The 26,272-nt window shown below is 71.4% G+C and carries 23 protein-coding genes; 21 read left to right on the plus strand and 2 right to left on the minus strand.

Features of this window, described 5'->3' with window-relative positions; genetic code table 11:
* Positions 1-36 precede the first annotated feature (36 nt).
* Entirely contained in the window at positions 37-3,933 is a 3,897-nt protein-coding gene (locus tag MFF40_RS06130) for a baseplate multidomain protein megatron (protein WP_238259951.1), read from the plus strand.
* A gap of 269 nt (positions 3,934-4,202) precedes the next feature.
* The gene (locus tag MFF40_RS06135) at positions 4,203-5,459 is read left to right on the plus strand and encodes a DUF2793 domain-containing protein (RefSeq protein ID WP_238259952.1); all 1,257 of its coding nucleotides are present in this window, start codon (positions 4,203-4,205) and stop codon (positions 5,457-5,459) included.
* A gap of 86 nt (positions 5,460-5,545) precedes the next feature.
* Here the strand turns inward: MFF40_RS06135 and MFF40_RS06140 are convergent, their stop codons facing one another.
* Positions 5,546-6,109, minus strand: coding sequence for a GDSL-type esterase/lipase family protein (locus MFF40_RS06140; protein WP_238259953.1), 564 nt, complete (start codon positions 6,107-6,109; stop codon positions 5,546-5,548).
* A gap of 55 nt (positions 6,110-6,164) precedes the next feature.
* Between MFF40_RS06140 and MFF40_RS06145 the strand changes: the two genes are divergently transcribed.
* From MFF40_RS06145 to MFF40_RS06175, 7 genes are all read left to right on the plus strand, one after another.
* Positions 6,165-6,716, plus strand: coding sequence for a phage tail tip lysozyme (locus MFF40_RS06145; protein ID WP_147899046.1), 552 nt, complete (start codon positions 6,165-6,167; stop codon positions 6,714-6,716).
* On the plus strand, positions 6,713-7,240 hold the full coding sequence (locus MFF40_RS06150) for a hypothetical protein (RefSeq protein ID WP_147899047.1): 528 nt from the start codon (positions 6,713-6,715) through the stop codon (positions 7,238-7,240). The genes MFF40_RS06145 and MFF40_RS06150 overlap by 4 nt, the downstream gene beginning before the upstream one ends.
* A gap of 129 nt (positions 7,241-7,369) precedes the next feature.
* The gene (locus MFF40_RS06155; RefSeq protein WP_147856023.1) at positions 7,370-7,690 is read left to right on the plus strand and encodes a hypothetical protein; all 321 of its coding nucleotides are present in this window, start codon (positions 7,370-7,372) and stop codon (positions 7,688-7,690) included.
* Complete coding sequence (locus MFF40_RS06160; protein WP_147856022.1) at positions 7,687-7,890, plus strand: hypothetical protein; 204 nt, start codon at positions 7,687-7,689, stop codon at positions 7,888-7,890. Before MFF40_RS06155 ends, MFF40_RS06160 begins: the two co-directional genes overlap by 4 nt.
* A 248-nt stretch (positions 7,891-8,138) precedes the next feature.
* A complete protein-coding gene (locus MFF40_RS06165; RefSeq protein WP_147856021.1) occupies positions 8,139-8,510 on the plus strand; it encodes a PepSY domain-containing protein in 372 nt (123 codons plus the stop codon).
* 35 nt (positions 8,511-8,545) lie between these two features.
* Positions 8,546-9,223 (plus strand): response regulator transcription factor, encoded by a 678-nt coding sequence (locus MFF40_RS06170; protein ID WP_007565778.1) that lies wholly within the window; start codon positions 8,546-8,548, stop codon positions 9,221-9,223.
* The gene (locus MFF40_RS06175) at positions 9,220-10,449 is read left to right on the plus strand and encodes a 2-methylaconitate cis-trans isomerase PrpF family protein (protein ID WP_238259954.1); all 1,230 of its coding nucleotides are present in this window, start codon (positions 9,220-9,222) and stop codon (positions 10,447-10,449) included. Before MFF40_RS06170 ends, MFF40_RS06175 begins: the two co-directional genes overlap by 4 nt.
* Positions 10,450-10,691: 242 nt before the next feature.
* Here the strand turns inward: MFF40_RS06175 and MFF40_RS06180 are convergent, their stop codons facing one another.
* Positions 10,692-11,261, minus strand: a complete 570-nt coding sequence (locus tag MFF40_RS06180; protein ID WP_238259955.1) for a GNAT family N-acetyltransferase — start codon at positions 11,259-11,261, stop codon at positions 10,692-10,694.
* A gap of 114 nt (positions 11,262-11,375) precedes the next feature.
* Between MFF40_RS06180 and MFF40_RS06185 the strand changes: the two genes are divergently transcribed.
* The 12 genes from MFF40_RS06185 to MFF40_RS06240 all read left to right on the plus strand — a co-directional run bounded on the left by MFF40_RS06185 (position 11,376) and on the right by MFF40_RS06240 (position 26,264).
* Positions 11,376-11,600: a hypothetical protein gene (locus MFF40_RS06185; protein ID WP_147856457.1), complete on the plus strand. Its 225-nt coding sequence runs from the start codon at positions 11,376-11,378 to the stop codon at positions 11,598-11,600.
* A 30-nt stretch (positions 11,601-11,630) separates the two neighbouring features.
* Positions 11,631-13,049 (plus strand): sensor histidine kinase, encoded by a 1,419-nt coding sequence (locus tag MFF40_RS06190; RefSeq protein ID WP_147899048.1) that lies wholly within the window; start codon positions 11,631-11,633, stop codon positions 13,047-13,049.
* 175 nt (positions 13,050-13,224) lie between these two features.
* Positions 13,225-14,724 (plus strand): c-type cytochrome biogenesis protein CcmI, encoded by a 1,500-nt coding sequence (gene ccmI, locus MFF40_RS06195; RefSeq protein WP_147899049.1) that lies wholly within the window; start codon positions 13,225-13,227, stop codon positions 14,722-14,724.
* Between the two features lie 157 nt (positions 14,725-14,881).
* The gene (ccmE, locus tag MFF40_RS06200) at positions 14,882-15,397 is read left to right on the plus strand and encodes a cytochrome c maturation protein CcmE (RefSeq protein ID WP_147899050.1); all 516 of its coding nucleotides are present in this window, start codon (positions 14,882-14,884) and stop codon (positions 15,395-15,397) included.
* Positions 15,398-15,406: 9 nt separating this feature from the next.
* Entirely contained in the window at positions 15,407-17,413 is a 2,007-nt protein-coding gene (locus MFF40_RS06205) for a heme lyase CcmF/NrfE family subunit (RefSeq protein WP_147899051.1), read from the plus strand.
* 227 nt (positions 17,414-17,640) lie between these two features.
* Positions 17,641-18,081, plus strand: coding sequence for a cytochrome c-type biogenesis protein (locus MFF40_RS06210; RefSeq protein WP_147899026.1), 441 nt, complete (start codon positions 17,641-17,643; stop codon positions 18,079-18,081).
* A 96-nt stretch (positions 18,082-18,177) separates the two neighbouring features.
* Positions 18,178-18,834, plus strand: coding sequence for a glutathione S-transferase family protein (locus MFF40_RS06215; protein ID WP_147857422.1), 657 nt, complete (start codon positions 18,178-18,180; stop codon positions 18,832-18,834).
* A 257-nt stretch (positions 18,835-19,091) separates the two neighbouring features.
* Positions 19,092-19,577, plus strand: a complete 486-nt coding sequence (locus tag MFF40_RS06220) for a formate dehydrogenase subunit gamma (RefSeq protein ID WP_147857421.1) — start codon at positions 19,092-19,094, stop codon at positions 19,575-19,577.
* Entirely contained in the window at positions 19,574-21,133 is a 1,560-nt protein-coding gene (locus tag MFF40_RS06225) for a formate dehydrogenase beta subunit (RefSeq protein WP_147899027.1), read from the plus strand. Before MFF40_RS06220 ends, MFF40_RS06225 begins: the two co-directional genes overlap by 4 nt.
* An 11-nt stretch (positions 21,134-21,144) precedes the next feature.
* Positions 21,145-24,006 (plus strand): formate dehydrogenase subunit alpha, encoded by a 2,862-nt coding sequence (gene fdhF, locus MFF40_RS06230; RefSeq protein WP_147856518.1) that lies wholly within the window; start codon positions 21,145-21,147, stop codon positions 24,004-24,006.
* A gap of 4 nt (positions 24,007-24,010) precedes the next feature.
* Positions 24,011-24,304, plus strand: a complete 294-nt coding sequence (locus MFF40_RS06235; RefSeq protein ID WP_058192067.1) for a formate dehydrogenase subunit delta — start codon at positions 24,011-24,013, stop codon at positions 24,302-24,304.
* Between the two features lie 298 nt (positions 24,305-24,602).
* A complete protein-coding gene (locus MFF40_RS06240) occupies positions 24,603-26,264 on the plus strand; it encodes an OFA family MFS transporter (protein WP_147856607.1) in 1,662 nt (553 codons plus the stop codon).
* The last annotated feature ends 8 nt before the right edge of the window (positions 26,265-26,272 follow it).

Raw genomic sequence — 26,272 nt, forward strand, 5'->3', positions numbered from 1 at the left:
CAATCGCTGCGAACCACCCCCGCCCCGGAGCCCGCCATGGCCACCCTGATCCTATCCACGGCGGGCGCCGCGGTGGGGACCGCGCTCGGCGGCCCGATCGGATCCGTGGTCGGGCGCGTGCTCGGGGCGGCCGCGGGGGCGGGGCTCGACGGGATGCTGTCGGGCTCCGGGCGGCACACGCGCTTCGTCGAGGGGCCGCGGCTCGCCGACGTCGCCGGCCTGTCCTCCACGGAGGGCGATCCCATCCCGCGGGTCTACGGGCGGGCGAAGATCGGCGGCAGCCTGATCTGGGCGACGCGCGCCCGCGAGGTCGCCAACACGACGGTGGAGCGCGCGGCCTCCGCCTCCAAGGGCGCGGGCGGCCAGAAGACCGTGCGCACCCGCTACGCCTACTTCGCCAACCTCGCGGTCGGCCTGTGCGAGGGCGAGATCGCGATGGTCCGCCGGATCTGGGCGGACGGCAGGGAGATCGATCAGGTTGGGATCACCCTGCGGGTCCATGCCGGCGGCCCCGACCAGGCGCCGGACCCGCTGATCGTCGCGAAAGAAGGCGCCGAGAACGCCCCGGCCTATCGCGGCCTCGCCTACGTGGTGTTCGAGAACCTGCCGCTCGCCGATTTCGGCAACCGCGTGCCGCAGTTCGCCTTCGAGGTGGTCCGCCCGGTCAACGGCCTGTACCACCGGATCCGCGCCGTCGACCTGATCCCGGGGGCCGGCGAGTTCGCCCTCGATCCGAACCGCGTCACCGTCGATCTCGGCCTCGGCCGGACCGAGGCGGCCAACCGGCACCAGCTCCAGCGCGCCACCGACGTCACCGCCTCCCTCGACGCGCTTCAGGCCCTGTGCCCGAACCTGCGCCGGGTCGCCGTGGTGGCGACGTGGTTCGGCACCGATCTGCGCGCCGGCGCCTGCCGGGTGGTGCCGAAGGTCGAGACCCGGGGCAAGCGCACCACGCCGGAGGCCTGGAGCGTCGCCGGGATCACCCGCGACAAGGCGGACGTGGTCTCGACCCTGCCGGACGGTACGCCCGCCTATGGCGGCACCCCCTCGGATGCCGGTCTGACCCGGCTGGTGGCCGAGCTCGCCGCCCGCGGCCTGGACGTGCTGCTCTACCCGTTCGTGATGATGGACGTACCGGCCGACAACGGCCTGCCCGATCCGCGCGTGCCCGGTGGAACCCAGCCGCCCTATCCCTGGCGCGGGCGCATCACCTGCGACCCGGCCCCGGGCGTCTCCGGAAGCCCGGACGGCACCGCCGCCGCGGAGGCGCAGGTCCAGGGTTTCTTCGCGAACGGCTACCGCGCGGCGGTGCTGCATTATGCCGGCCTCGCAGCCCTGTGGGCGGCCTCCGGTGTCCGGATCGCCGGCTTCGTGATCGGCAGCGAGCTCGTCGGCCTCACCCGGGTGCAGGGTGCCGCCGGCTACCCGGCTGTCCAGGCCCTCCGGTCCCTCGCCGCGGATCTGCGCGGCCGGCTCGGGTCCGGCGTCACGCTGGTCTACGGCGCGGACTGGACCGAGTACGGCGCCCATGTCCGGGACGGGGGCACCACGATCCGCTTCCCGCTGGACGACCTGTTCGCCGACCCCAACATCGGCGCGGTCGGGATCGACTGGTATCCGCCGGTCACCGATTGGCGCGACGCGCCGGAGCACGCCGACCTCGCGGTCGCGGGCGACATCGCCGACCGCGCCTACCTGAAGGCCCGGGTCGCCTCCGGCGAGGCGTTCGACTGGTACTACGCCGACGCCGCCGGGCGCGCCGCCCAGGACCGCCGGCCGATCCGGGACGGCGCCTACGGCAAGCCGTGGATCTTCCGGCCCAAGGACCTCATCGGCTGGTGGTCGAACCCGCATGTCGAGCGCGACGGCGGCGTCGAGACCCGGGCCACCGCCTGGGTGCCGAAGGCCAAGCCGATCTGGCTCACCGAGGTCGGGGTGCCGGCGGTGGACAAGGGCACCAACGGCCCCAACGTCTTCCCCGACCCGAAATCCGCCGAGGGCGCCTACCCGCCGGAATCGCGGGCCCTGCGCGACGAGCTGATCCAGCTGCGCGGGCTCGAGGCCGTGATCGCCCGGTTCGACCCGGAAGCGGCGGGCTTCGCGGAGGCCGACAACCCGGTCTCGCCGGTCTATGGCGGCCGGATGGTCGATCCGGGATCGATCTTCGTCTGGTCCTGGGACGCGCGGCCGTTCCCCGCCTTCCCGGCGGTTCAGAAGGTCTGGGCCGACACCGCCAACTGGCGGGTCGGCCATTGGATCACGGGACGGATCGAGGGCTGCGACCTCGACCTGCTGGTCCTGAAGATCCTGGCGGAGCTCGGCTTCGACGCGCCGGTCGCCGTGGAGGCCGCCGCCTTCCTCGACGGCTACGTCGTCGACCGGCCGCTCTCGGCACGCGCCGCCCTGGAGACCCTGGCGCAGGTCTACGGCCTCGACGTCTCGGCGGTGGCCGGGCGCCTGCACCTGCGCGGGCCCCGCCGCGACCGGCCGGTGGTGCTGGCGGAAGCCGACCTCGTCCGCCTGTCGGAGGACAAGCCGGTCCTGCGGCAGGTGCGGGCCGAGGAGAGCGCCCTGCCGCGCTCGGTCACCTTCGGCATCACCGATTCCGAGAGTCCGGATTACCGCCGCGCCGCGGCCGCCGCGATCCGGCCGGTGGGCCAGCGGCGGCGCGAGACCCGGATCGAGGCGGCGATCGTCACCCGCCGGGAGACCGGCGACGACCTCGCCGAGGCGATGCTCGACCGGGTCATCGCGGCCCGGGACAGCGCGGTCTTCACGGTGAGCCCGCGCCGGGTCGAGCTTGAGCCCGGCGACCTGCTGGCGGTGCCGGCCGACGTGCCGGGCGGGACGGTGCTGCGCAGGATCGACCGGATCGACGACGCCCCCACCGGCCGCCGGATCGAGGCGGGCGGCGTCCCGCCCCGGGGCGGCCCCCCGCGCGGCCTGCCCCGCAGCCAAGCCCTGCCGGCCGGCGCGACCCCGGCCTTCCCGGGGCCGCCCTTCGCGCTCGCCCTCGACCTGCCGGTGGATCGCGGCAGCCCGACGGTGCTGCAATACCTCGCGGTCGCGGCGGAGCCCTGGCCCGGGGAGGCGGCGGTGTGGCGGGCGGAAGGAACGGGGCCGCTCACCCTCCACGGCCTGGTCGACTACCCGGCCTGCCTCGGCCGGACCCTTTCGGACCTGCCCGCCGGGCCGCTCTGGCGGCTGCAGCGCGGCGCCTCCCTCGACGTCACCCTGCGCCGGGGCGGGGCGCTCGGATCGATCGGCGAGGCCGCGATGCTGGCCGGCGGCAACCTGTTCGCCCTGGTCGGGCCGGACGGCACCGTCGAGCTGCTCTGCGCGGCCGACGCGGTGCTGACCGGCTCCGAGACCTACCGCCTCTCCGGGCTCCTGCGCGGGCTCGCGGGCAGCGAGCCGGCCGCCGGGCGTGCCACCCCGGCGGGCAGCCTGCTCGTGCGCCTCGACGACGGCGCGGTGGTGCCCTTGGTCGAGCGGCTGGACGAGGCCGGACGGGGCTTCCGCTACCGGGTCGGCCCGGCCTCCGCCGACCCGGGCGATCCGGCGGTGTCGGAATTCGCCGCGACGGCCGGGCTGGGTTCGCTCCTCCCCCTGCGGCCGGTCCACCTGCGGGCGCGGCGGGACGCGTCGGGGGTGCGGCTCTCCTGGATCCGCCGGGCGCGCCGCGACGGCGACGCCTGGGCCCCCGCCGAGATCCCCCTCGACGAGCCGGAGGCCTACGCGGTCACGGTGTTCTCCGGTGCCGGCACGCCCCTGCGCCAGCTCCGGGCCGTGGCGCAGCAGCTCCTCTACGCCGACGAGGCGGCCGATTTCGGCGGCCCCCAGGCCAGCCTCGACGTCGCCGTGGCGCAGATCGGCGCGGTCGCAGGCCCCGGCCCGGCGTGCCGCGCCCGCATCCCGGTCCGAAGCGCCTGAACGGAAATCGCTCTGCGGAACGGCGTCGTTCCCGCAGCACCCTTTCCCGGGCGCATGCAGCGTCAGCGGAATGCGACCCGGGACCCAGCAGGACGAGACGCGAAGCGTCCGTATGGTTTGACGATCGTGCCGCTGCGCGGCGCTGTCTGCGCTGGGTCCCGGATCACCTTCCGCTGACGTTCCAGGCGTCCGGGAAAGGGGCGCGCTTCACCCGCCGGCGACGGCTGCGCCGATGGTCACGGCTAGAGTTTCCGCCCACGGAGCCCCCGATGTCCGACATCACGCCCCGCCTCGGCCTGCCGCTGATCGCGGCGAGCCAGGCCCAGAAGCACGTCACCCACAACGAGGCGCTCGGCCTCCTCGACGCCCTGGTCCAGCTCGCCTTCCTGGACAAGGACCTCACCGCGCCACCCAGGAACCCTGCCGACGGCGACCGCTACCTCGTGGTCACGTCGAACCCGGGGGGCGCCTGGGCCGGGCTCGCCGGCCAGGTCGTGCGCTACGCCGACGGCGTCTGGGTCGGCGCGGTGCCCCGGGCCGGCTGGTTCGCCTACCTGATCGACGAGGCCGACCTCTACGTGTTCGACGGCAGCGCCTGGGGAAGCTTCCGCCGGACGCTGACCGCGATCCAGAGCGTGAGCCGGCTCGGCGTCAACACCGGGGCGGATGCCACCAACCGCCTCGCGGTCAAGTCGGACGCGGCCCTGCTCACCTGGGACGACGCGACTCCGGGCTCCGGCGACATGCGGATCTCGGTCAACAAGCAGGCCCCGGCCCGGGACGCCGCCCTGATCCTCCAGACCGGCTATTCCGCCCGCGCCCTGCTGGGCCTTCTGGGCGGCGACGACTTCTCCCTGAAGGTCTCGCCCGACGGGTCCGCCTTCAGTACCGCGCTCACCGCTTCCGCGGCGAAGGGCGGGATCGATTTCGCCTCCACCGAGACCGTGCTGGCCGCTGCGGCGACCACGGATCTCGGCGGTGCCGGCACGCGGCGTGTGCTGATTGCCGGCACGGCCCGGATCACCCGCTTCGGCACCGGCGCCGACCGGGAGCGGCTCGTGCGCTTTTCCGGCGCCGCCACCCTGGTCCACGATCCCGAGCAGCTCGCCCTGCCGACCCGGGCCGACATCGTCACGGCCGCCGACGACACCTGCCTGGCCGCCTCGGACGGCGCCGGCCGGTGGCGCGTGCGCCATTACCAGCGCGCCGACGGGACGCCGCTGGCGCTGGGCACCCAGGCGCTCGCTCCGAACGGCTACGCCCGGCTCGCCAACGGGCTCATCCTGCAATGGGGCCTCGCGACCGGCGCGGACGCCGATGTCTCCGTCTCGTTCAGCCCCGCCTTTCCGAGCGCGTGCCTGGGGGTCTGGGCCCAGCCGGTCGCCCGGGATGCCGGGACGCTCTACGCCAGCCAGGTCAGCGACGTGTCCGCGACCGGGTTCACGCTCCGCAACCGCCGCGACACCGGCGGCGCGGTGACCGGCGCCGGGAATGTTTCAACCTATTGGTTGGGATTGGGGTCTTGAGGGGCATGGTCCTGAAGCGAACGGTGCGGGGGGAGGGGGCGCCAACTTTGCCGTCGCGATAGGCCTGTGGGTCCGCCCGCCCCGCCTCACCGGCCGGCCCCCGGCGCCAGGGCCGCCAGCATCGCCGGCTCGATCGCCGCGTAGCCCGCTCCGTTGAGGTGGATGCCGTCCGCGGTGAAGTCCGGCCGGAGCGCGCCCGACGGGGTGGCGAGCGGCGTGTGATAGTCGATGCGCGCCGCGGCGCTGGCGGCGCAATGAGCCCGGATCCAGCGGTTCAGGGCGTGGATGCGCGCCACGGGCCTGAGTTCGGGGCGCCACCCCCGGAAATCGCTCGGCATCACGGTGCCGATCCACAGCGGCAGCCCGGCCTCGAAGGCCAGCCGCGCCATGGCGGCGATGTTGTCGCGGATCGCCCCGTCCGAGACCGGGCCGCCGATCTCGGCGATGTCGTTGATCCCGCACAGCAGGTGGACGCCCCGGGCGCCGGCCGCGTCGCGGAGGAAGCGGGCGCGGATCTCACCGCTCGTCTGACCCGGGACGCCCCGGGCCACGAAGCCGTGCCGCGCGAAGGTCTCGGCCCGGGCCGCGCCCCAGCCGGCGGTGATCGAATCGCCGATGAACACCAGCGGCCGGTCCTGTCCGTGTCCCACGTGGCCCAATCCGTCCCCCGTCCGCGTCGCGCGGACCCATGCCCGGAGAGTCCCGATGTCCGCAACCACTGGTCCGGCCCGGGGGCCGGGCGACGCCTTCGCGGCCGGCTGCCGGAGCCTGGGGCCGCGCCTGATGCGCGATCTCGGCCTCACCGATCTGCAGGCCGCCGGGCTCCTGGGCAATCTCGGCCACGAGAGCGGCGGCTTCCGCCAGCTCCAGGAGGTCGCCCCGGCGGTGGCCGGGTCTCGGGGCGGCTGGGGCCTGGCGCAATGGACCGGCCCCCGGCGCGTGGCCATGGAGGCCTGGTGCCGGGCGCACACCCTCGATCCGGCCGCCCCCGAGGCCCAGTACGGCTACCTCTGCACGGAGCTGCGCACCACCGAGGCGGCGGCGCTCGCAGCCCTGCGGCAGGCTCCGACCCTGGAGGCCGCCACCGAGAGCGTGTGCCGGCACTTCGAGCGGCCGGGCGTGATCGCGCTGGCGAGCCGGCTGGCCTGGGCCCGCCGGGCGCTCTCGGCCCTGCGCGCGGGCGCCGCCGGGCCGCTCAACCCCGAATCCCGAGCCGGCCGGGTCCGCCGCGCGCGCAACTCCGGAGATCGATCATGACGCACCTCTTCCGTGCCGGGCTGGCGCTGGCCGGCGCCGCGATCCCGTTCGTCGCTCTGGTCTGCCCGGCTCTAGCCTCCGCCCAGGCGGGCGGCGTGGCGATCCCCTGGGGCGACTGGCTGGTCGGGCTGCTGCAGCCGGTCTCGGCCGTCCTGGTGCCGGTCGCCGCCGCGGCGGTCACGGCCGGGATCGCCCGGGTCGCGCCGTGGGCGGCCTCGCTCCTGACCCGGGAACGGGTCGAGGCCGCGATCCGGGCCGGGGCCGAGTACGGCCAGAACGCCGTGGCCGGCGCCGCGCGGGGCCGGACCGTGAGCGTCGATCTCGGCTCCGCGGTGGTGGCGGCCGGCGTCCGGCACGTCGTCGCGACCGCGCCGGCCCACGTCGTCCGGAGCGCGGGCGGTGCCGAGGGCGTCGCCGCCCGGATCTTCCGGGCCCTGCCGCTCGACCCGCAGGCCAGCGCCGGCAACGTCCTGGCGCCGGCGCTGCGGGCGCTCCGGGAGGGGGACGCGGCGCATCGGGCCTGACGGCGTTCTCCGACCTCACCCGTCTCAACACGGGGGCGCGGGCCCCCTGTCCCGGATGGGGCGAGCCGGGACATGAGGCGGCAGGCGCGCGGCATCGTGCGGGGCCGGAGTGGGTCCGGGGAGGAAGCCATGAACGCGGGCCACCATTCCCCCGAGGACGCGCCCGGCCCCGGTGGTCGGGCGCGGACGATCCGGTTCCCGCCGTTCTGGCAGGCCTACGTCGCCCGCCAGACCGCGCCGCGCCTGGCGGTCCTCGACGAACTCGTGGACGCGCATGTCGAGCGGCGGGTGCTGCGCCGCTATGTCCGGCGCCTCAGGCACGCGGCCCTGTTCACCTTCGTCACCGCGGCGGCGGCCGCGCATTGGTTCTCGGACCAGATCGCCTGGCTGGTCGAGCGCATGCCGGCCCTGCGGGCGTTCTGGTCGCTGATCACGGGAGGTTCACGATGAGCTTGCGGCGGGATCGGGTCCTCGACCGCGTCTGGCTGACCCTGTCGGGGGCGGCGGTGATCGCCGTCACGCTCCAGCTGGGTGCGCGGCTCGGGGCGCGCCCCTGGCCGATCGACGCCGTCCTGTCCGCGCAGGCCGCCGCTTCGGTGCCGTCCGTATGCCGGGACGGCTCTCAGTCCCTGATTCGACGCGCTCGCTGACGTCGAACCGGTCTCCTCTGCGGCCGCGAGCGCTCTGGATCGGGCACTTCGGCGTGCGCAATCGCCTGTGCGGCGCGACCTCGGCGGTGGAACCCGAAAAGCCCGTCGGCCGTAGTGCCGGCACGATGGCATCCACAACGAAACAGCTCACATCTTACCGTTGCGGGCGCCAGTCCGAACTCGCGTCGGGGCAATTACAGCTACGTATTCAGGGCGCATTCAGTGCCCTCGGCGCAAATCTCCTGGCAATGCGCTACGCCATCGCCCTCGTTGCCATCAGCCTGACCGCCGCGGCCCTCGCCGCCAGCGGCCTCGGCTCCATGGCCGATGACGGACCGGCCCCGCAGACGGCCCAGGTGGCGGATCCGACGCCCCAGCGGATCGAGTCCTGCCTGTCGCCGGCCGACATGCGCGAGGAGGTCGGCGAGCGGCGCGTGATCGCCCCGGTGGCGGCGATCCGGGCGGCCCGCACGGTGATTCCCCGGGCCGAGATCCAGCGCGCGAGCCTGTGCCGCCACGAGGACGGGCTCGTCTACATGCTGACCGCCTTGCGCCGGGACGGGCATTTCGTGCACGTGATCGTGGATGCCCGCACCGGCAAGGTCGCGGGCCAATACTGACCGGGCTTCACACCCGCAGTGGAATGGAGTGAGCCGTGCGACTGCTCGTCGTGGAGGATGACCGGGACATCAACCGGCAGGTGGTCGCCGCGCTGGAGGAGGCCGGCTACGTCGCCGACAAGGCCTATGACGGCGAGGAGGGTGGCTATCTCGGGGAGAGCGAGCCTTACGACGCGATCATCCTCGACATGGGCCTGCCGAAGGCCGACGGCGTCTCGGTGCTGCAGAAGTGGCGGCGGGCCGGGGTGAAGACCCCGGTGATCATCCTCACCGCCCGGGACCGCTGGTCCGACAAGGTCGACGGCTTCGATGCCGGCGCCGACGACTACGTCACCAAGCCGTTCCACATGGAGGAGTTGATGGCCCGGGTCCGGGCGCTCCTGCGCCGGGCGGCGGGGCACGCCTCCAGCCAGATCGCCTGCGGGCCGGTCACCCTCGATACGCGCTCCGGCAAGGTGTTCGTGGACGGCGCCCAGGTGAAGCTCACCAGCCACGAATACCGGCTGCTCTCCTACCTGATGCATCATACCGGCCGGGTGGTCTCCCGGGCCGAGCTGACCGAGCACCTCTACGACCAGGATTTCGACCGGGATTCGAACACCATCGAGGTGTTCGTCGGGCGATTGCGCAAGAAGCTCGCCGTGGACCTGATCCAGACCGTGCGCGGGCTGGGCTACCTTGTGGATCCCAACCAGCCGCCGGCGCGGGTGTGACCGCGGTGCCGGCGTCCGGCATGCTGCCGGCCGTGTTCATGCGCGGCGGCACCAGCAAGGCGCTGATGCTGCATCGCCGGGACGTGCCGGGCGACCTCGCCGCCTGGGAGCCGGCCTTCCTGTCCGCGATGGACAGCCCCGACCCGTTCGGGCGCCAGCTCAACGGAATGGGCGGCGGCGTCTCCTCGGTGTCGAAGATCTGCATCGTGGAGCGGTCGCGCCGGCCGGATGCCGACATCGACTACACCTTCGTGCAGGTCGTGGTCCGCGACGGGCGGATCGACCTGTCCGGCAACTGCGGGAACATGCTCTCCGCCGTTGGTCCCTTCGCGGTGGACGAGGGCTTGGTGGAGGTTGCCGACGGCCCGGTGCGCCTACGGATCTACAACACCAACACCGCCAAGCGGATCGAAGCCGGCTTCGAGGTCCGGGACGGGCGGACCGTCTACCGCGGCGACCTCGCCATCCCCGGCGTCACCGGCACCGGGGCGCCGATCCGCCTGGACTTCGTCGATCCGGGCGGCGCCACCACCGGGCTGCTGCTCCCCACCGGCTCGGTGCGGCAAACCCTCGACGTGCCGGGCCTCGGCCCCGTTGAGGTCTCGCTGGTGGACGCGGCCAACGCCTGCGTGTTCGTCCGCGCCGCCGATCTCGGGCTCGCCGGGACCGAGCTGCCCGCCGCCCTGGACGCCGTGCCCGGCCTCCTCGACCGGTTGGCGCGGATCCGCCGGGCCGCCTCGGTGGCGATGGGCATCGCGCCGGATCTCGACGCCGCAGCCCGGATCGTCCACGTGCCGTTCGTCGGCCTGGTCGCGCCGCCGCTGGATGCGTCCAGCCTGTCCGGGGCGGCGATCCGCGCCGGGGATGTCGACCTGACCGCCCGGGTGATCTCGAACGGGGTGCCGCACCAGGCCCTGCCGCTCACCGCCACCCTGTGCCTCGCGGTGGCCGCCCGGATCGCGGGCAGCCTGGTCCACGAGGCCGCGCGCGCCACCGGCGATGGCGCCCTGCGCGTCGGCATGCCTTCGGGCATCCTCACCGCGGACGCCACCGTTTCGCGGGATGGGGACGGTTGGCGGGCGGAGCGCGGCGCGTTCTTCCGCACCGCGCGGCCACTGATGCGGGGCGCGGTGTATTATGAGCCTCGCACGCAGGTGCAAATGGAGAGGACACGCGCTAAACTTTCAGGTGGTGAGTCTCATGAACAAGCGACCGGTCAAAGATAGCACCCATCGGCAGCGATCCGTGAAGCCGTTCGTCAGCGGCCGCGTCGGCGTTGACAAGACCGTGCCTGCGCCTGTCGGCGCTTATCGTCAGACGGCGCATGATCCGCATCTTGTACTGCTGTCGAAGGCCGCTTTCGATGCCCTGACGGATGTCCTCGATACGCCGCCGGCACCTTCGGAGGGCGCTAGGCAGGCTGTTGCGCGCGCACGCTCATGGCGACGCTAGGCACAAGCAGAACGCGCTACTGCTTCTCAGTTTTAGGCTTGATCATCGCCGTCGCTGTTTTGACCGGTAAGAATAACCGGTTCGGAAGCTCCAGATTGGCGATCGGCCTAAAGTCGACTTTTTCATAAAGCCTCCGAGCCTTGGGGCTTGCGGCGTCGACGATGATCAACCGGAAAGCGATCTGCTCGGACGCCACGACGCATTGCTCGATCGCGGCGATGAGAATTTCTAGGCCCAACCGGCGCCCTTGCAGGTCCGCGTGAAGGGCGAGGCGCCCGATCAAGGCCGCGGGCACGACTCTGGGCGTTCCGTGCGGTTGCGCCCGCTTGGGGAGATTGCTTCGGGCTACCACAGCGGATGACAGTCCGAAGAACGCTCCAACGCGCTTGGTGCCTGGAAAGCAGGCGACGAACGCGCGCGTGTAGCCCTCGCGATCGTTCGCAAGAGCTTGGCTCCTGAGCCAACCGGCCTGATCGCCGACGTCGTCGGATCCTCCGGCGAAGCCGATCAGCTCATGCTCTTCCGTCAATCGTTCGAGGGGGCCGAGGGGAGGGGGTTCCTCCAACCCAAGATCCCGCGTTTCCATAGGAATCACTTCCACGTCTTGCGTCGTCCTTTCTCCGAGCGTGCGGTTGTTGTCGCGCTGTCGTCAATCGTTCTACATGAGGCCAGTCTGCGCCCCACGGATTTGCCCCTCGCTATGACACCCGCCGACAGACGCGGTCCGGCGTCGCGGACACGCCGGTTCAAGCCGTGGACGCGCCTGGATGCCTTGGCGTCCTTCTGGTCCTTCCGATACGAGCCGATCCGGTATCCGCATCGCGACGAGACCGAGGCCCTGCGGGGTGACGCTCGCCGCATCGGCGACGATCTGCGCGGCGTGATCGCGCACGGGGCGGTGCGTGAATCGATCAAGCGGGACTAGCCCATCACATCCCCAGCCAGCCTCGGGTCGATGAAAACCCTGATCGGTCTCTTCTCCCTGCGCCGCCGCTCGATCGCGGTGCGGCTGGCCGTGTCGGCGTTCCTGTCGAGCTCGGCGATCCTGCTGATCGCGGCCTGGATCCTCACGACCCTCTACCGGGAGACCACCGAGCGCGCCTTCGACAGCCGGCTCCTGGTCTTCACCAACAACCTCGCCACCGACCTGGTCTCCCCCAACGATCCCGAGAGCCGGACCTTCTCGCTCGGCGATCCGCGCTTCGATCTGCCCCTGTCCGGCTGGTACTGGCAGGTCGGCAAGCCCGACGCGAAGCCCCGGGACCTGCGCACCTCGCGCTCGCTCGTCGGCGTGCCGCTGGGGCCCGCCACCGATGCCGACGGCAAGGTCGGGGTCGGCCAGATCCGCCAGGGCTACGGCAAGGGTCAGGACGGCCGCCTGCTGCGGATCATGGAGCGCGACGTCGATCTCGGCGAGGAGGGCCGCTACACCGTGCGGGTGGCCGGCCCGGCGGACGAGATCGTCAACGACGTCGACCGGTTCCGCAATTCGCTGACGATCACGTTCGGGCTGCTCGGCCTGTCGCTGGCGATCACGACGCTGCTGCAGATCCGGTTCGGCCTGGCGCCCCTGAAGAAGATGCGCGCCGCGCTCGGCGCCGTCCGCCGCGGCGAGGCCGACCGGATCACCGGCACCTACCCGCGCGACATCGCCCCGCTCACCGGCGAGGTGAACCTCCTGATCGAGACCAACCGGGAGATCCTGGAGCGCGCCCGCACCCAGGTCGGCAACCTCGCCCACGCGCTCAAGACGCCGCTCTCGATCATCGTCAACGAGGTCGGCGCCTCGGACGCCCCGGAGGAGCTGTCGCAGAAGATCCGCGAGCAGGCGGCGGTGATGCGCGACCAGGTGAACTATCACCTCGACCGCGCCCGCGCGGCCGCGCTCGCCGGTACGCTGGGCACCTCCACGGAGGTCGAGCCGGCTCTGGCCGGCCTCGTGCGCACGTTCGGAAAGATCTACCGGGACAAGGACATCGCCTACGACGTCCACGTTCCCCCGGGCCTGCGCTTCCGGGGCGAGCGCCAGGATTTCGAGGAGATGGTCGGCAACCTCGTCGACAACGCCTCGAAATGGGCCCACGGCCGGGTTGCGATCCGGGCCGAGGCGGTGGCCCGGAACGATTATCCCCATCTCGTGGTCGCCATCGAGGACGACGGCCCCGGCCTGCCCCCGGAGGCCCGCCAGGCCGTGCTCGGCCGGGGCCGGCGCCTCGACGAGTCGAAGCCCGGCTCGGGCCTCGGCCTGTCCATCGTGGCGGACCTCGCCGCCCTGTACCGGGGGCGCTTCACCCTGGAGGAGGCGGCCCTCGGCGGCCTGCGGGCGGTGTTGGAAGTGCCGGGCGACGCGCCGGTCGGGCCGGCCAACCATTGATCCGGTGGACGTTTTCACGTCGCAGAACGCGGCTTCATGGCCTGATCCCGCCTCTTGTCATCGTGCCTAAGTTGCGTGACACCGTTGCGCCGCCGGAGGGCGTCGTGGCGTCCCGCGGCTGGCTCCACATGGCGTGGAGACATGCGGGTCGGTCGGGCTCGCTGGCAAAGGTTCGATGACGGCGATCTGGTTCATCCTGGCGGGCATGACCGCTGCGGCCGTGCTCGGCCTGCTCTGGCCGATGTCGCGGCGCACGGCCGTTCCGGTCGGCGAGGGCGGCAGTTCCAGCGTCGATACCGAGACCGCGTTCTACGAGGATCAGATCGCCGAGATCGACTGCGATCTGGACCGCGGCCTGATCGCTCCGGACGAGGCCGAGACCGCCCGCGCCGAGGCTGCCCGGCGGCTGTTGCGGGCCAGCCGCGATGCGCGGCGCGACGCCGAGGATGCCGGCGCGGACGAGGCCGCGCGTCCCGCCGAGCCGCGGTTGCGCCGGCGCCGGGCGGCCTCCGCCTTCGCGCTGTCCACGATTCCCCTGGTCGCGTTGATCGCCTACGGGCTCTACGGCTCGCCGGAGCTGCCGGCGCAGACCGACGCCGACCGGCAGGCCGCCCGCGGCGGCACCGAGGACCTGATGAAGGCGGTCGGCCAGATCGAGGCCCGCCTCGCCCGCGACCCGAACGACGCCCGAGGCTGGGCCGTGCTCGCCCCGGTCTACATGCGCACCGGCCGGTTCGACGACGCGGCCCGCGCCTTCGCCAACATCGCCCGGCTGAAAGGCGAGACCGCCGACGTCCTGTCCGATTGGGGCGAGGCTCTGGCGGCGGCAGGCGAAGGCACCGTCACCCCCGAGGCCAAGGCCCTGTTCGAGAAGGCCCAGGCCAAGGACCAGAACGCGCCGAAGCCCCGCTTCTATCTCGCGCGCGCGGCCGAGCAGGCCGGCGATACCGCCGAGGCGATCCGCCAGCTCTCCGCCCTGGAGGCCGCCAGCCCCGCCGACGCGCCCTGGCTCGGGCTGGTCCGGCAGAACCTGGCCCGGCTCAAGGGCGAGGCGGCGCCGGCCGCCGCGCCTCTGGCTCCCCCGAAGATCCCGGCCGAGCAGCAGGCGGCGATCCGCGGCATGGTCGATGGGCTCGACGCCCGGCTCAAGGCGGGCGGCGGCACGCCGGACGAGTGGCTGCGGCTCACCCGCTCCCGGGCGGTGCTCGGCGAGCGCGACCAGGCGATCGATGCCCTGGCCCGTGCCCGGGTGGCGCTGGCCGGCAATCCGCAGGGGCTCGCGCAGGTGGAGGAGGGCGCCCGCATCCTGGGTCTCGATCCCGGCAAGCCGGCGCCTCCGGCGGCCCCCGGTCCCATGGCCGGCTCCATGTCCGGACCCGCGCCGCGGTCGGACACCGAATCGGCGGCCGCCGCCATGCAGGCGCTATCGCCGGCCGAGCGCGACGCCGCGATCCGCGGCATGGTCGACGGGCTCGACCGGCGTCTCGCGGCCCGGGGCGGCACACCGGACGAGTGGCTGCGGCTCGTGCGCTCCTACAGCGCACTCGGCGATCGCGATCAGGCGATCAAGGCCCTCGACCGCGCCCGGATGGCGCTCGCCACCAACGCCGAGGCGGTGAGCCGGCTCGACGGGCTCGCCCGGGAGCTCGATCTGACCGCCAAATCCAATCCCTGACGGCGCCGAGGGGCTCCTCGCGGCTGTTCGTACGACAATCGGTCCTGCCCGACGCCCTTGACCGGCGCGGCTGCCGGGCCGACACCCTGCAGGCTGGAATGAGAACGGTTTAGGTCTGCTCGGGCCAAAGCCCGTCGGATCCCGGGGTGGAAGAATCGTGACGCGCAAGAGCCGCCGCCTGATCCTGATCACTGCCTGCGGCAGCGTGCTCGCGCTCGCCGTGGGGCTGATCCTGTTCGCCATGAGCGGCTCGATCGTGTTCTTCCGCTCGCCCACCGACATCGCCCAGCAGGCCATACCCCCCGGGACCCGGATGCGGCTCGGCGGCCTGGTGAAGGACGGCTCGCTTCGGCGCGGGCCCGACCAGACGGTGGATTTCGCCGTGACCGACACCAACGCCACCGTCGAGGTCCAGTACAAGGGCCTGCTGCCCGACCTGTTCCGCGAGGGACAGGGCGTGGTGGCCGAGGGCATGCTGGAGCCGGGCGGCCGGTTCCGGGCCGACACCGTGCTGGCCAAGCATGACGAATCGTACATGCCCCGGGAGGTCGCCGACGCCCTGAAGGCACAGGGGCGCTGGCAGGAGGGTGGCGCGAAGGGCGGCGCCAAGGTTGCGCCGAAGCCCGTCACCGCCTCGAATGGCGGGACCCTCGGCCCCCGCAGTGAGCGGTAAGGAAACCGGATGATCGTCGAGACCGGCCATTTCGCGCTTGCGCTCGCGCTGGCGATCTCCCTTGTCCAGATGGTGATGCCGGTCTGGGCGGCGCGCTCGGGCGACCCGGCCCTGCGCCAGGCCGCCTCGCAGGCGGCCTTGGGTGCCTTCGCGTGCGTGCTGTTCGCCTTCGCGGCCCTGACCTGGGCGCACGTCACCTCGGACTTCTCGGTCCAGAACGTCGTCGAGAACTCGCACACGCAGAAGCCGCTGATCTACAAGTTCTCCGGCGTCTGGGGGAACCACGAGGGCTCGATGCTCCTCTGGGTCCTGATCCTGACCCTGTTCGGCGCCTGCGTGGCCGTGGCCAAGAATTCCGTGCCGCCGCGCCTGCGGGCCAACACGCTCGGCGTGCAGGGGCTGATCACCTTCGTGTTCGTGCTGTTCATCATCACGACCTCGAACCCGTTCAGTCGCGTGGTCCCGGCGCCGCTCGAGGGCAACGACCTCAACCCGCTGCTGCAGGATGTCGGGTTGGCGATCCACCCGCCGCTCCTCTACGTCGGCTATGTCGGCTTCTCGATCAGCTTCGCCTTCGCGGTCGCCGCCCTGATCGACGGGCGGATCGACGCGGTCTGGGCGCGGGCCGTGCGCCCCTGGACGCTCGCCGCCTGGTCGTTCCTGACGCTCGGCATCGCGATGGGCTCCTACTGGGCCTATTACGAGCTCGGGTGGGGCGGCTGGTGGTTCTGGGATCCGGTCGAGAACGCCTCCCTGATGCCCTGGATCGCCGGCACGGCGCTGCTGCACTCCACCGTGGTGATGGAGAAGCGCGACGCCCTGAAGGTCTGGACGGTGCTGCTCGCCATCCTGACCTTCTCGCTGTCGCTGATCGGCACCTTCCTGGTCCGCTCCGGGGTGATCACCTCGGTGCATTCCTTCGCCACCGACCCGACCCGCGGCGTCTTCATCCTCGCGATCCTGATCCTGTTCATCGGCGGCTCGCTGACGCTGTTCGCCTGGCGGGCGCCGCTGCTGCGGCAGGGCGGCCTGTTCGCGCCGATCTCCCGGGAGGGCGCGCTCGTCCTCAACAACCTGTTCCTGGTGGCCGCCTGCGCCACGGTGCTGGTGGGGACGCTCTATCCGCTCCTGTTGGAGATGCTGACCGGGGAGAAGATCACCGTCGGGCCGCCCTTCTTCAACGCGACCTTCATCCCGCTGGCGATCCCGCTCCTGCTGATCGTGCCCTTCGGTCAGGCGCTCGCCTGGAAGCGCGGGGACGTGCTCGCGGCCTCGCAGCGCCTGTTCGCGGCGCTCGCCGTCGCCCTGGTGGTCGGCTTCGCGGTCCTGGCGCTGACCTGGGGCGGCCCCGTGATGGCGCCGGTCGGGATCGGGCTCGGCGCCTACCTGCTGATCGGCTCGGCTCTGGAAATCGTCTCCCGGGCCCGGGGCTTCGGGTCCAGCCGGACGCGCGACGTCGGCCAGATCGGCCGCCGGGCCATCGGCCTGCCGCGCTCGGCCTGGGGCACGGCGCTCGCCCATGCCGGCGTCGGCGTGGTGGTGATCGGCATCGCCGCGCAAGGGTGGGCCACCGAGGGGCTGGCGACGCTCAAGCCCGGCCAGACCCTGTCGACCGGCCCCTACACCGCGACCCTCGACCGAGTCGCCCCCCGGGCCGGCCCGAACTACGAGGAGGCCGCGGCCTTTCTGACGATCCGAACCCGCTCCGGCGACGAGGTCGGCCGCGTCGAGACCGGGAAGCGCTTCTACCCGAGCCGCAAGATGTCGGTGACGGAATCCGGCCTGCTGACCATCGGGGCGAGCCAGGTCTATGCCAGCCTCGGCGAGATCGGCCAGGACGGCGGCGTCGGCGTGCGCCTCTACTACAAGCCGCTGGTGCTGATGATCTGGCTCGGCGCGGTCGTGATGGCTCTGGGCGGGGGGCTGTCCCTCACCGACCGCCGGATGCGCGTCGGCGTGCCGGCCAAGGCGCGGGCGCGGGCGATGCCGAACGCGGCCGTGGTGCCGGCCGAGTGAGGGCCTGGGTCATGACCTTGGGCGCCATCGGCCGCTGCGCAGTCCCTCCCCCCTCTGCGGGGGAGGGTGGGCCGGCCGTCAGGCCGGGTCGGGAGAGGGGAGCGCGGTATCCGGAGAGGTCGCGCCGGGAGTCCCATCCTCGACCGTCGCGCTGCCCCTCTCCCCCCCTGCTGCGCAGGGTACCCTCCCCCGCAGAGGGGGGAGGGAGGGCGCGCGTTCGTGCCTGTTTGGCTTTTGCGCTGCTTGTTACGCTCGCCGCCCCGGCCCACGCCGTCCAGCCCGACGAGGTGCTGAAGGATCCGGCGCTGGAGCATCGCGCCCGGGAGATTTCCTCGGAATTGCGCTGCCTCGTCTGCCAGAACCAGTCGATCGACGATTCCGACGCGCCGCTGGCCAAGGACCTGCGCGTGATCGTGCGCGAGCGCCTGCAGAAGGGCGACAGCGACCCGGCGGTGCTGCGCTACGTCGTGGACCGCTACGGCGAGTTCGTGCTGCTGCGTCCGGTCTTCGCCCTGCACACCCTGCTGCTGTGGCTGACCCCGATCCTGGCGGTCCTGCTCGGCGCCTTCGGGATCTGGCGCCTCGCGCGCCGGCGGCCGGCCGCGCCGGTCCGGACCCTGTCCCCGGCCGAGCAGGCGGAGGTCGCCGCGCTGCTCCGTCGGGAGTAGTCTTCGGCGCGTTGCGATTCGCCAGTCCGATCCGGCACGAGTCTTGGATCCGGCGGCGCAGATCGCATGATCGGCGACGCGCCCGGGGTGAAGACGATGACCGCCGCCACGCTCACCATCTCCAGCCGCAACTACTCCTCCTGGTCCCTGCGGGGCTGGCTGATCTGCCGGATGGCGGGTCTCGCCTTCGACACCGAAGTCCTGTCGGGCACGGACGCCACCAGCCGGGCGGAGCTGCTGCACCTGTCCCCATCCTTCCTGGTGCCGCGCCTGCGGCATGGCGACGTGGTGGTCTGGGACATCCTGGCGATCGCCGAATACCTCAGCGAGACCTTTCCCGACGCCGGCCTGCTGCCGCGCGAGGTGGCCGAGCGCGCCCATTGCCGCTCCATCTCCGGGGAGATGCATTCGGGCTTCGTCAACCTGCGCTCGGCGCTGCCGATGAACCTGCGGGCGTTCCATCCGGGCTTTCGCGTGTTCAACGGCGCCAAGGCCGATATCGAGCGCATCGTCACGATCTTCGACGATTGCCTCGACCGCTACGACGGACCGTTCCTGTTCGGTGACCGCCCCGGCCTCGCCGACGCGCTCTACGCCCCGGTCTGCACGCGCTTCCGCACCTACGACGTCGCGCTGCCGCCCCGGGCCGCAGCCTACCGGGACGCGATCCTGCACTGGCCGCTGATGATCGAATGGGCCGAGGCCGCCGCCGACGAGCCGGACGAGATCGAAGAGCTCGACATGGAGTTCTGATGCTCCGGACCACACGGCAGATGAACTTTCTTGCAGGGCACAAGACGATGTTGCGCCGCACGCAAGTTTTTTAGACGGCTTCCAGGCGGCGGAAACCGATGCGTTGAGAAAGGCTTACTGCAGGGGTCGCCTGGCGGGCCACCGCGGGTGACAGTCTGACAGGGATCCTTTGTCAGGCGACCGGACTGCACGATTGATGGTGTTCGGCATTTCTGTTCCACTTCGCATTAGAAAAGGAACAGACTGGGCTGGAAACCATGACGCGTCACGAGCCCTGGAGCGCGGAACGCGCCACCGGGATCATTGCTGAGCATACCCATCTCGAAGGCGCGACGCTGCCGATCCTGCACGCGCTGCAGGCGACCTTCGGCTACGTCGACGGCGGCGCCGTGCCGCTCATCGCCGACGCGCTGAACCTGTCGCGCGCCGAGGTGCATGGCTGCATCACGTTCTACCACGACTTCCGCGCCCATCCGGCCGGCCGCCATGAGGTGAAGCTGTGCCGGGCCGAGGCATGCCAGGCCATGGGCTCGGACAAGATCCACCGCGAGATCCTCGGCCGCCTCGGCTGCGACTGGCACGAGACCACCGCCGACGGCAGCGCCACGGTCGAGCCGGTCTACTGCCTCGGCCTCTGCGCCAACGGCCCCGCGGCCCTGATCGACGGCGAGCCGGTGGCCCACCTGACCGCCGACGGCCTCGACGAGGCGCTGGCCGAAACCAAGCGGGAGACCCGCCAGTGAGCGTCACCCTTTACGTCCCCCGGGACGCCGTGGCTTTGGGCCTCGGCGCCAACAAGGTCGCCCGGGCCCTGTTCGCGGGCGCGGAGCGCCGCGGCCTCGACGTGACCATCGTGCGCACCGGCTCGCGCGGCCTGTTCTGGCTGGAGCCGATGGTGGAAGTCGCCACGCCCGAGGGCCGGGTCGCCTACGGTCCCGTCAAGGTCTCGGATGTCGATGCCCTGCTGGATGCCGGGCTCGCCACCGGCGGCGCGCATGCCCTGCGCCTCGGCGACCCCGAAAAGATCCCGTTCCTCGCCCGTCAGCAGCGCCTGACCTTCCACCGCTGCGGCGTTGTCGATCCGGTCTCGGTGGCCGATTACCGGGCCCATGGCGGCTATCGCGGGCTCGAGGCGGCGCTGAAGCTCGACGCCGAGGGCATCGTCGCGGCGGTGCGCGATTCCGGCCTGCGCGGCCGCGGCGGCGCCGGCTTCCCGGCCGGCATCAAGTGGAACACCGTGATGCTCGCCAAGGGCGAGCAGAAATACGTCGTCTGCAACGCCGACGAGGGCGATTCCGGCACCTTCGCCGACCGGATGATGATGGAGGGCGACCCCTTCAACCTCATCGAGGGCATGACCATCGCGGCGATCGCGACCGGCGCGACCCGGGGCTACATCTACCTGCGCTCCGAATACCCGCAGGCCTTCGCCACCCTGAAGGAGGCGATCGCCAACGGCATCGAGGCCGGCGTGCTCGGCGCCGATATCCTGGGTTCGGGCAAGGCCTTCCACCTGGAGGTCCGGCTCGGGGCGGGCGCCTATATCTGCGGCGAGGAGACGTCGCTGCTGGAGAGCCTGGAGGGCAAGCGCGGCATCGTGCGGGCCAAGCCGCCGATCCCGGCGCTCAAGGGCTTCCTCGGCAAGCCGACGCTCGTCAACAACGTCATGACCTTTACGGCCGTGCCGTGGATCCTCGAGAACGGCGCCGGAGCCTACGCCGATTACGGCATGGGCCGCTCGCTCGGCACGCTGCCGATCCAGCTTGCCGGCAACATCAAGCACGGCGGCCTGATCGAACTCGCCTTCGGGGTGACCCTGCGCGAGGTGATCGAGGATTACGGCGGCGGCACCCGCTCGGGGAGGCCGGTCCGGGCCGTGCAGGTCGGCGGGCCGCTCGGGGCCTACTTCCCCGACCATTTGCTCGACACGCCCCTCGACTACGAGGCGATGGCGGCCAAGAAGGGCCTCGTCGGCCACGGCGGCATCGTGGTGTTCGACGACACCGTCGACATGGCGAGCCAAGCCCGCTTCGCCTTCGAGTTCTGCGCCACCGAATCCTGCGGCAAGTGCACCCCCTGCCGGATCGGCGCGACCCGGGGCGTCGAGACCATGGACAAGGTCATCGCCGGCATCCGGCCGGAGACGAACCTGAAGCTGATCGAGGACCTCTGCGAGGTCATGACCGATGGGTCGCTCTGCGCCATGGGCGGGCTCACGCCGATGCCCGTGATGAGCGCGATCACCCACTTCCCTGAAGATTTCAGGCGCGCCGGCGATCTGCCGGTCGCGGCCGAGTGAAGGAGACGTCGATGGGCCTGATCAAGGAGATCGACTACGGCACGCCAATCCGCGTGGCGGAGCAGACCGTCACCCTGACGATCGACGGCATGGACGTGACCGTGCCGGCCGGCACTTCGGTGATGGCGGCGGCGATGCATGCCGGCACGCAGATCCCGAAGCTGTGCGCCACCGACAGCCTGGAGCCGTTCGGCTCCTGCCGGCTCTGCCTCGTGGAGATCGAGGGACGGCGCGGGACGCCGGCCTCCTGCACCACCCCGGCCGAGAACGGCATGGTCGTGCGCACGCAGACCGACAAGCTCCACAAGCTCCGCAAGGGCGTGATGGAGCTCTACATCTCCGATCACCCGCTGACCTGCCTGACCTGCGCGGCCAACGGCGATTGCGAATTGCAGGACATGGCCGGCGTCGTCGGCCTGCGCGACGTCCGCTACGGTTACGAGGGCGACAACCATGTCGTGCCGAGCGCCGAGAAGTACCTGCCCAAGGACGAGTCGAACCCGTACTTCACCTACGATCCGTCGAAGTGCATCGTCTGCAACCGTTGCGTCCGCGCCTGCGAGGAGGTGCAGGGCACCTTCGCGCTGACCATCGCGGGCCGCGGCTTCGACAGCCGCGTGGCGGCGGGCCCGACCAACTTCATGGAGTCGGAGTGCGTCTCCTGCGGCGCCTGCGTGCAGGCCTGCCCCACGGCCACGCTGCAGGAGAAGTCGATCCACGAGTTCGGCCAGCCCGAGCACGCGGAGGTGACGACCTGCGCGTATTGCGGCGTCGGCTGCTCCTTCAAGGCCGAGATGCAGGGCACCCGCGTCGTCCGCATGGTGCCGTACAAGGCCGGCAAGGCCAACGAGGGCCATAGCTGCGTCAAGGGCCGCTTCGCCTACGGCTACGCCACCCACAAGGACCGCATCACCAAGCCGATGATCCGCGCCAAGATCACGGATCCGTGGCGCGAAGTGTCCTGGGAGGAGGCGATCGGCCACGCCGCCTCCGAGTTCAAGCGGATCCAGGCGACCTACGGCAAGGATTCGGTCGGCGGCATCACCTCGTCGCGCTGCACCAACGAGGAGGCCTACCTCGTCCAGAAGCTCGTGCGCGCCGCCTTCGGCAACAACAACGTCGACACCTGCGCCCGCGTCTGCCACTCGCCCACCGGCTACGGGCTGATGTCGACGCTCGGCACCTCGGCCGGCACCCAGGACTTCAAGTCGGTCGAGCAGTCCGACGTGATCCTGGTGATCGGCGCCAACCCGACCGACGGGCACCCGGTCTTCGGCTCGCGCATGAAGAAGCGCCTGCGCGAGGGCGCCAAGCTGATCGTCGCCGATCCGCGCAAGATCGACTTGGTGAAGTCGCCCCACATCAAGGCCGATCACCACCTGCCCCTGAAGCCCGGCTCCAACGTCGCCTTCATCAATTCGCTGGCGCACGTCATCGTCACCGAGGGGCTGATCGACGAAGCGTATGTCCGCGAGCGCTGCGACCTCGCCGAGTTCGAGTCCTGGGCCCGGTTCATCGCCGAGGAGCGGCATTCGCCCGAGAACCAGCAATCGTTCACCGGCCTCGACCCGGCGGAGGTTCGGGCTGCCGCCCGGCTCTACGCCACGGGCGGCGCGGCCGGCATCTACTACGGCCTCGGTGTCACCGAGCACAGCCAGGGCTCGACCATGGTGATGGGCATGGCCAACATCGCCATGGCCACCGGCAACATCGGCAAGCTCGGGGCCGGCGTGAACCCGCTGCGCGGCCAGAACAACGTCCAGGGCTCCTGCGACATGGGCTCGTTCCCGCACGAGTTCACCGGCTACCGCCACGTCTCGGACGACGCCACCCGTGAGAGCTTCGAGGCCCTCTGGGGCGCCAAGCTCGACGGCGCGCCGGGCCTGCGCATCACCAACATGCTGGACGAGGCCGTCGATGGCAGCTTCAAGGGCCTCTACATCCAGGGCGAGGACATCGCGCAGTCGGATCCCGACACGCACCACGTCACGTCCGGCCTCAAGGCGATGGAATGCATCGTCATCCAGGACCTGTTCCTGAACGAGACCGCGAAATACGCCCACGTCTTCCTGCCAGGCGCCTCGTTCCTCGAGAAGGACGGCACCTTCACCAACGCCGAGCGTCGCATCTCCCGCGTCCGCAAGGTGATGCCCCCGATGGGCGGCTACGGTGACTGGGAGGGCACGGTGCTGCTCTCCAATGCTCTGGGCTACAAGATGGAGTACAGCCACCCGTCCCAGATCATGGACGAGATCGCCGGCCTGACTCCGAGCTTCACCGGCGTGTCCTACGCCAAGCTCGACGAGCTGGGCTCGGTGCAGTGGCCCTGCAACGAGAAGGCGCCGCTCGGCACGCCGATGATGCACGTGGACCGCTTCGTCCGCGGCAAGGGCCGGTTCATGATCACCGAGTTCGTGGCCACCGAGGAGCGCACGGGGGCGAAGTTCCCGCTGATCCTGACCACGGGCCGGATCCTGTCCCAGTACAATGTCGGCGCGCAGACCCGGCGCACCGAGAACTCGCGCTGGCACGAGGAGGACGTGCTGGAGATCCACCCGTTCGACGCGGAACTGCGCGGCATCGTCGACGGCGACCTGGTCTCCCTGGAGAGCCGGTCCGGCGACATCGCCCTGAAGGCCAAGGTCTCGGAGCGGATGCAGCCCGGCGTGGTCTACACCACGTTCCACCACGCCAAGACCGGCGCCAACGTGATCACCACCGACTACTCGGATTGGGCGACCAACTGTCCCGAGTACAAGGTCACGGCGGTGCAGATCCGGCGGACAAACCGGCCGTCCGACTGGCAGGCGAAGTTCTACGAGGAGGATTTCTCGCTGACGCGCATCGCCCAGCGCCTCGACGCGGCGGAGTGAATCGATGAGCGCACAGACCCAGGAGGACAAGCTCCTCCGGATGGCGAACCAGATCGCCACGTTCTTCCGGTCCTACCCGGAGGACGAGGCGGTGGCCGGGGTGCACAAGCACATCACGGCGTTCTGGACGCCCAAGATGGTCTCGAAGCTCGAGGCCGCCCTGCCGGAGATGGGCGACCGGGCCGACAGCCTGGTGCAGCAGGCCCTGCGCGGGGCCGAGCCCCAGGCCGAGAGCCCGGTGCGCCCGGCGACCCGCGACCCGCAGAAGCTCGGCGAGGGCGCCAGCGACGCCGGCTGAACCGCCATCGTGGCGTTCGATCGGCCCATCCGGGCACCGGTCGAACGCGGTCGCCCTGAGCGGGGCGGCGACTCCCCCGAAGAGTGCCTGAGGGCTTACACCCTGCGCGCCGGCCCTTTGAATGAATGCAGGGCACGCCGATTTGGGTATCTCCGTATACGTCGCCCTCGAGTTGTATGCGGAACCGGTACCGATGACAGGTCGGACGCCGTTCGCGCGCTGGCACCGGCCAAGTTGAACGACTAAGCTTCCTCAGCAACACGACTCACGCAACGAAGTCGTGTCCGGAGGAATCTCGATGCGTTCAGACCTGGCGGGCGCGGTCGCGCCCGGGAGCGATCACGGCTGGCTGTCCCGTGAGCGCATCGTCGCCAAACCGGGCTTCAACCGCTGGCTGGTTCCGCCCGCGGCCCTGGCGATCCATCTCTGCATCGGCATGGCCTACGGGCTTTCGGTGTTCTGGCTGCCGCTGAGCCGGGCCCTCTCGGTCGGCCAGCCTGCCCCCGCCGCCTGCCCCGACATGGGCGTGATGACGGCGCTGTTCACCACCACCTGCGACTGGCGCGTCAGCGACCTGGTCACGGTCTTCTCCATCGGGATCGTGGTGCTCGGCCTGTCGGCCGCCCTGTTCGGTGGCTGGCTGGAGCGAGCGGGTCCGCGCAAGGCCGGCATCGTGGCCGCCCTGTGCTGGGGCGGCGGCTTCCTGATCGGCGCGCTGGGCGTCTACCTCCACCAGCTCTGGCTGGTCTGGCTCGGCATGGGCCTGATCGGCGGCATCGGGCTGGGCCTCGGCTACATCTCCCCGGTCTCGACCCTGATCAAGTGGTTCCCCGACCGGCGCGGCATGGCCACCGGCATGGCGATCATGGGCTTCGGCGGCGGCGCGATGATCGGTTCCCCCCTGGCCGACGGCCTGATCAAGACCTTCCGCAGCGCCGATTCCGTCGGCGTCTGGCAGACGCTCGCCGTGATGGGCGTCGGCTACATCGTGTTCATGCTGGGCGGCGCCTTCGGCTACCGGGTCCCGCCCGCCAATTGGCGTCCGACCGGCTGGACGCCGCCCGCATCCAGGAACGCCATGATCGCCTCGGGTCACGTCCACCTGCGGGACGCGCACAAGACCTTCCAGTTCTGGATGATCTGGCTGGTGCTCTGCCTCAACGTCTCGGCCGGGATCGGCGTGCTGGCGCTCGCTTCGCCGATGCTCCAGGAGATCTTCGGCGGCTCCCTGATCGGGCTGCCCGGCACCGGCTTCGCTGCGCTCGACGCCGGCCAGAAAACCCAGATCGCCGCGATCGCGGCCGGCTTCGTCGGCTTGCTGTCGCTGTTCAACATCCTGGGCCGGTTCTTCTGGGCCTCGATGTCGGACCGGATCGGCCGCAAGCTCACCTACGCGATCTTCTTCGCCCTGGGCGGCGCGCTCTACGCAGCCGCCCCCTGGGCCGCCGGGATCGGCTCGCAAGCTCTGTTCGTCGCGTTCTTCTGCGTGATCCTGTCCATGTATGGCGGCGGCTTCGCGACGATCCCGGCCTACCTCGCCGACGTGTTCGGCACGCAGTTCGTCGGCGCGATCCACGGCCGCCTGCTGACCGCGTGGTCGACCGCCGGCATCGTCGGGCCGTTCGTGGTCACCAAGATCCGGGAAGCGCAGGCCGCAGCCGGCGTTCAGGGCGCGGACCTCTACGGGCGGACCATGTACGTGCTGGCCGCGTTCCTGGCCGCCGGGTTCGTCTGCAACCTGTTGATCCGGCCGCTCGCCGGGCGGTGGTTCATGTCCGATTCCGAGCGCGCCGCCCTCGACGTCCGCGGCGCCGCCCCTGCCGTCCGGTCGTCGGGCTCGTTCGGCATCGACCGGGGCGGGTTCAGCGCCGCGGCTGCACTGGCCTGGGCGGTGGTGGGCATTCCGATCCTCTGGGGGATCGGCATCACCCTGTCGAAGGCGTTCATCCTGTTCCGCTGAGCGTGCGC

The sequence above is a fragment of the Methylobacterium mesophilicum genome (assembly GCF_022179445.1).
Classification (GTDB): Bacteria; Pseudomonadota; Alphaproteobacteria; order Rhizobiales; family Beijerinckiaceae; genus Methylobacterium; species Methylobacterium mesophilicum.